The sequence below is a fragment of the Allobosea sp. 05T422_2 genome (assembly GCF_056396265.1).
This window is the reverse complement of record NZ_JBFTLD010000352.1, coordinates 1-5,930: the sequence shown is the minus strand read 5'-3', so window position 1 is coordinate 5,930 and position 5,930 is coordinate 1. Positions and strand designations below refer to the sequence as shown.

Here is a 5,930-nt window from a genome sequence, read left to right as displayed (position 1 = left end):
GCGCTGAACAACACCATTACCGGCATGTTGAACAATGGTATCGCGGTCTGGCGTGACGCGATCACCGGCGACAGCTCGACGATTACGGGCAACTTCATAAACGGCGTCGATACGGTTGGCGGCGGGACTGGGCAAAACGGCAATGGCGTCAGCGTCTTCCGGGCCGTTGGCGTTTCGATCACCGATAACAAGATCTTCAGCGTCAAATTCTCCGCCATCCGCTGCAATGGCGGGGGGCTGCACAACGTCAGCAACAACAATATCTACAACACGCGCGAAGCGGCGATCTTCATCGAGGCGCCGGGTGCCGGAATTGATCTCACGGGTTGCATCGTTTCCAACAACAGCCTCGACACGGTCGGTAGCGGCATTCTCGTCGCCAACTCCGGCCAGTTCTCCGACGGCGTTTCACGCAGCGTCATCGTGGAAGGCAACCGCATCTCCAACGTCACCGACAATCCGATTCCCGATCCCGGCTACTATCCGCCTTCAACGATCGGAAACGGCATCGTCGTCGAGCAGGACTGCGTGGTTTCCGGCAACCTGATTGACGGAGCTGCGCGGGTAGGCATCCAGGCAGGCATCAATACGGCTGCACGCGCGCTGGTGGTTTCCGGGAATTTGGTGCGTAACGCGGCTATCGGTATTGGCGTCTCGAACGAAGCTGTGACGAACAGCGGACGGTCCGTCGTTGTCTCTGGAAACATCGTCAACGGTGCCAGCCTCGGTGGCATCGTGCCGACCGTCTTTACCGGCACCTCCATGAATCGCGTGGGAACGGCCGATTACGGCAATGATCTCGCAACGGCCGTCGGCAGCGTCACCTTCGGGCATAATCGCTACGTCTGAGGGCCCTGTCAGAAAAAAAGCCGGGGCGTTGCCGCCCCGGCGTTTCAGGTGGACCGCGATCTGCCGCGGTCGGGAGGATAGCGGCTGCGCCGGGACGTTCCCGGCGCAGAGCTCTCAGTAGGAGTAGTACATCGCGAACTCGACCGGGTGCGGCGTCATTTCGAAACGCGCCACATCCTGCATCTTGAGCTCGATATAGCTCTCAATGAAGTCGTCGTTGAAGACGCCGCCGGCCTTGAGGAAGGCGTTGTCCTTCTTCAGCGCCTCGAGCGCCTCGCGCAGTGAGCCGCAGACGGTCGGGATCTTCTTCAGCTCGCGCGGCGGCAGGTCGTAGAGATCCTTGTCCATCGCCGGGCCGGGATCGATCTTGTTCACGATGCCGTCGAGGCCGGCCATCAGCAGCGCGGCGAAGGCGAGATAGGGGTTCGCCATCGGATCGGGGAAGCGAACCTCGACGCGCTTGGCCTTCGGCGAAGTCGTCCACGGAATACGGCAGGAGGCCGAACGGTTACGGGCCGAATAGGCCAGCAGCACCGGAGCCTCATAGCCGGGAACGAGACGCTTGTAGGAGTTCGTCGACGGGTTGGTGAAGGCGTTCAGCGCCTTGRCGTGCTTGATGATGCCGCCGATATACCAGAGGCACTCCTGCGACAGGTCGGCATATTTGTTGCCGGCCATGATCGGCTTGCCAGCCTTCCAGATCGACTGGTGGACGTGCATGCCCGAGCCGTTGTCGCCGTAGATCGGCTTCGGCATGAAGGTCGCGGTCTTGCCGTAGCTCTGCGCCACGTTATGGATCGCGTACTTGTAGACCTGCATGGTGTCGGCCATGTGGGTCAGCGTGTCGAACTTCAGGCCGAGCTCATGCTGGGCGGAGGCGACCTCGTGGTGGTGCTTCTCGACCTTGGCGCCCATCGCCGCCATGGCTGCCAGCATCTCGCCGCGCATGTCCTGCGCCGAATCCTGCGGCGGGACGGGGAAGTAGCCACCCTTGGTGGCGATGCGGTGGCCGAGATTGCCGCCTTCGTAATCGGTCATGCCGTTGATCGGCAGCTCGACGTTATCGAGCTTGAATCCGGTGTTGTAGGGGTCGGCCGAGATCTTGACGTCGTCGAAGACGAAGAATTCGGCTTCCGGGCCGACATAGACCGTGTCGCCGATACCGGTCGACTTGAGATAGGCTTCGGCCTTCTTGGCGATGCCGCGCGGATCGCGGTTATAGGGCTCGCCGGTCGCGGGCTCGAGCACGTCGCAGGTGATCACCATCGTCGCTGCCGAGAAGAACGGGTCCATCACCGCCGTCGTCGGATCAGGCATCAGCAGCATGTCGGACTCGTTGATCGCCTTCCAGCCGGCAATCGACGAGCCGTCGAACATCGTGCCCTCGGCGAAGATGTCCTCATCGATCATGGTGATGTCGAAGGTGACGTGCTGCCACTTGCCGCGCGGGTCGGTGAAGCGGAAGTCGACATACTTGACGTCATTGTCCTTGATCGCCTTGAGGACGTCCTTGGCGCTCTTCATCTCAGCATTCCTCTTGAAAGCAGTTTCTCAACATTCATCGATCCGCGGGTATTCGCCCGGCGGACGCCGATTTCGCGGGTTCGGGAATGAAGCCCTCAGATCGCGTCCGCGCCGGTCTCTCCGGTGCGGATGCGGATCGCCCCCTCCACTGACGATACAAAAATCTTGCCATCGCCGATCCGGCCGGTCTGAGCGGCCTTCTTGATGGCTTCGATCGCGCTCTCGACCATCTCGTCGGCCAGCACGATCTCGATCTTCACCTTCGGCAGGAAGTCGACGACGTATTCGGCGCCGCGATAGAGCTCGGTATGGCCCTTCTGGCGGCCGAATCCCTTGGCTTCGAGCACGGTGATGCCCTGCAGCCCGACTTCCTGCAGTGCCTCCTTCACCTCATCCAGCTTGAAGGGCTTGATGATCGCTTCGATCTTCTTCATGCGCCGACCGGCCTCCCTTGCGCGTGGTTGGAAACGGATATTCGTCCGTTCCTCGATACCGCCTGCCGGTCCAATCGTCGATGCACTGAAAATCGGCCTTTCCCGATGGCTCGGAGGCCGGTTCAGCGTTCCGCCGTGGCAGACGAACACTCGCCGTATGTGCTCATAGCATCGGCGCGTGTGCCTCGCCATGAGGGAGCGTGGCAGGTATCGCCTCATGATGAGGCGATATTCCGCCCATAATTTATGCAGATGATCAATCGATAGCCAAACGAGATCCGCGCGCCCGATCTTGCTATGAGCGTCCGGCTTCCGGATGATCGCGCGATGAGCACAGCAGACGAGATCGCCCTTGCCCTGTTGACCCCAACCGAGATGGCGCGCGCCGACAGGGCTGCGATTGCGGCCGGAACGACGGGGCCCGTCCTGATGGAGCGAGCGGGCAGGGCGGTCGCCGATGCCGTCAGCCGGCGGGCCCGACCCGGACAGGCCATTCTGGTTCTCTGCGGTCCTGGCAACAATGGCGGGGACGGGTTCGTCGCAGCCCGTCTCCTTCGCGAGCGCGGTTTCGGKGTGACGCTTGCCCTGTCGGGTGACCGTGAAGCCTTGAAGGGCGATGCCCTTGCGATGGCGCAGGCCTGGACCGGTGAGGTCATGCCGATTTCCTCTGCCGCTCCCGAGCGGGCAGCCGTCGTGGTCGACGCCCTTTTCGGTGCTGGCCTCGATCGGCCGCTGGCCGGCGACGTCGCCGCCGTGGTGCAGCGTGTCAACGCCTCGGCAGCTGCGGTGATCGCCGTGGATGTCCCCAGCGGCCTTTCGGGGGAGACCGGACGCGCTGATGGAGCGGTCACAAGGGCCGAAGAGACGGTCACGTTCTTTCGCCTCAAGCCGGGGCATCTGCTTTATCCCGGGCGTGGATTATGCGGCGTGGTGACGCTTGCCGATATCGGCATCACGGCGGAGGTGGCATTTGGCAAGGGCGCCCTGGAGGCGCGAACTTTTCGCAACGAACCGCCGCTATGGCGCGCCGAGTGGCCGCACCACGCGGTCGATACCCATAAATACAAGCGCGGCGCGGTGCTCGTTCTGGCGGGCGGGCTTGCAGGGGTTGGCGCGCCCAGACTCGGGGCGCGTGCCGCGCTGCGCATTGGCGCCGGCCTGGTGACGATTGCGTGCCGGCCCGAAGCCCTTGCCGCGCATGCCGCCCGCGGCCCGGATGCGCTGATTCAGCGGGCAGCTGCCTCGGCAGCCGATATAGAAACTCTGCTGGCCGAGAAACGGCTCGGCGCAGTCCTCGCCGGCCCGGCACTCGGGCTTGACGAAACGGCTCGGGAAGCCGTCCTTGCCGCGCAGCGCTCGCGTGTTCCAGCGGTATTCGATGCGGACGCGCTCACCCTGCTGGCAGCGGAAACCACGTCCGTCCCGATCGGCTCGAGGATCAGGCCGAGCGGCGCAGCTTGCGTACTTACGCCGCACGAAGGGGAATTCGAGCGCCTCTTTGCCTCGTCTGCGGACGTGATGGCTGCTCCGTCTAGGCTCGAACGGGCGCGCCGCGCTTCGGCGGCCACCGGTGCGGTCGTCGTCCTGAAGGGGCCGGACAGCGTCATTGCCGAGCCCGGTGGAAGGGCCGCGATCAACATGACCGGCAGCCCGGACTTGGCGACGGCTGGGTCCGGTGATGTCCTTGCCGGCCTCATCGCGGGGCTGTTGGCCCAGGGCATGCCAGCCTTCCAGGCCGCCTGCGCCGCCGTCTGGCTCCATGGCAAGGCCGCGGAACGGTTTGGTCGTGGCTTGATCGCGGATGATCTGCCGGAAGCTGTCCTGCCCGTTCTCTCCGAGCTGCCTGCTCGTCGAGATGGGTAACGTCCATTAGCTGGCGAACAACTTTGGAGATCGCCGGCCCGCTGCTTTGCAGGCCGGGATGTCTGGTGGCCGATTAGCGGCTGGCATAGGTCACGGCCGGTGCCGCCGTGAGTTGTTCCTTCGTCATGCTGATGACGCCATGGTCCGGGTACATCATCGGACCACGCGGAACAGGCGCAGCCGCTGTCGGAGCCGTGGCCGGACCGCTCATGCTGCCGCTTCCTCCTGCGGGGGCAGGGGCAGGGGCCGGAGCGGGAACCACCATCGGCTCTTCGCTCCACRTCACCTGTTCGAAGGGGATCGCAACATCCTTCGATCCGATGCCAAGAAAGCCGCCGACGCCGACGGTCACCATCTCGACCTTGCCTGCCTTGTCGAACAGGACTTCCGTCACATCACCAACCTTCTTCTTGTCGGAGCCGTAGATATCGACACCGATCAGCTTGGACGCACGCCACTTCCCCTGGCCTGCGAGGTTGTTCTCTGGCGGCTTGGGGCGCTCCACGGCGGGGGGCGGAGCCGAAGGAGCTGCCCAGGGGGCGTTCGATGAGGGCGCACTGGTCTGCGAGATCGCGGTCGTCGCAAACATGACAGCTCCGACGGCCGTCAGCGCGATTGAATGCTTGAACATCGCCTCCTCCATTCAGGAACCGCAATTGCGGCTTGAGCGGAAAACGTCGGAATCCGGATTTGGTTCGCCAAAACCCTCCCTTTCGACGCGGGACATTGCCATGCGCTTGACGCATGGGCATGCCTGAAAGAGGGCGTCGGGACGGGGCCTGCAGGGCTGTTGCGCCTTGCTGCGCCCCGCGATCCTGTCATGCTTCTATCGTCGGATTGCTGCCGCCGGGCGAGCGTGTCCGTCGCGAGAGCGGACGGGAGTATGCCATGCCTGCAGCCGAGCCGAGGACGCCCCTGACCATCCATCTGAGCGCTGCCGAACTGACTGCGCTCGATCGCTATCTGCGGAAAATCCAGTCACGTCGATCGCGTGAAGAGGCTGTCGCCGAGATTGTGGCGCGCTGGGCGACGGGGCAGGGGCTGTTGCCTGATCCGAACGACAAGGACGGGCTTGAGCTGGACGAACTCAACGCCAGCAATGACGCCTAGTTGTTCAGTCCCGGCATTTGATGGATTGGATCGAGCCTGAATCGTTCTGGCTCTGATGTCCAGCATTTGCAGATGAACTCGTAGGGTGTGAGCCCCCTAAGGGTCTTCAGCCGGCGGCCGAAATTGTAGGCGGCAACGAAGTCTGTGAGG

The 5,930-nt window shown here is 63.5% G+C and carries 6 protein-coding genes and 1 pseudogene; 3 read left to right on the top strand and 4 right to left on the bottom strand.

Annotated features, from left to right (window positions below):
- The coding region (locus AC1DJT_RS33600) for a right-handed parallel beta-helix repeat-containing protein (RefSeq protein WP_476835775.1) at window positions 1–849 on the top strand (849 nt) is incomplete at its 5' end.
- Window positions 850–963: 114 nt separating this feature from the next.
- On the opposite strand, the gene glnA is transcribed toward AC1DJT_RS33600, so the two are convergent.
- Together glnA and AC1DJT_RS33590 are read right to left on the bottom strand one after the other, a co-directional pair.
- On the bottom strand, window positions 964–2,373 hold the full coding sequence (gene glnA / locus AC1DJT_RS33595; RefSeq protein ID WP_476835774.1) for a type I glutamate--ammonia ligase: 1,410 nt from the start codon (window positions 2,371–2,373) through the stop codon (window positions 964–966).
- A 95-nt stretch (window positions 2,374–2,468) separates the two neighbouring features.
- On the bottom strand, window positions 2,469–2,807 hold the full coding sequence (locus tag AC1DJT_RS33590; protein WP_113518708.1) for a P-II family nitrogen regulator: 339 nt from the start codon (window positions 2,805–2,807) through the stop codon (window positions 2,469–2,471).
- A gap of 327 nt (window positions 2,808–3,134) precedes the next feature.
- On the opposite strand from AC1DJT_RS33590, the gene AC1DJT_RS33585 reads away from it, so the two are divergent.
- Window positions 3,135–4,670: an NAD(P)H-hydrate dehydratase gene (locus AC1DJT_RS33585; RefSeq protein WP_476770087.1), complete on the top strand. Its 1,536-nt coding sequence runs from the start codon at window positions 3,135–3,137 to the stop codon at window positions 4,668–4,670.
- A gap of 73 nt (window positions 4,671–4,743) precedes the next feature.
- Here the strand turns inward: AC1DJT_RS33585 and AC1DJT_RS33580 are convergent, their stop codons facing one another.
- A complete protein-coding gene (locus tag AC1DJT_RS33580; RefSeq protein ID WP_476835773.1) occupies window positions 4,744–5,301 on the bottom strand; it encodes a PRC-barrel domain-containing protein in 558 nt (185 codons plus the stop codon).
- A 257-nt stretch (window positions 5,302–5,558) separates the two neighbouring features.
- Between AC1DJT_RS33580 and AC1DJT_RS33575 the strand changes: the two genes are divergently transcribed.
- A complete protein-coding gene (locus AC1DJT_RS33575; protein WP_441491767.1) occupies window positions 5,559–5,780 on the top strand; it encodes a hypothetical protein in 222 nt (73 codons plus the stop codon).
- Here the strand turns inward: AC1DJT_RS33575 and AC1DJT_RS33570 are convergent.
- A pseudogene (locus AC1DJT_RS33570) lies at window positions 5,777–5,930 on the bottom strand (IS481 family transposase); the annotation flags it as partial. The gene AC1DJT_RS33575 and the pseudogene AC1DJT_RS33570 sit on opposite strands and share 4 nt — an antisense overlap.

Excerpts from the sequence above, each read along its gene's own strand:
- AC1DJT_RS33590 (WP_113518708.1), bottom strand. The coding sequence starts at position 2,807 with ATGAAGAAGATCGAAGCGATCATCAAGCCCTTCAAGCTGGATGAGGTG.
- AC1DJT_RS33575 (WP_441491767.1), top strand. The coding sequence starts at position 5,559 with ATGCCTGCAGCCGAGCCGAGGACGCCCCTGACCATCCATCTGAGCGCT.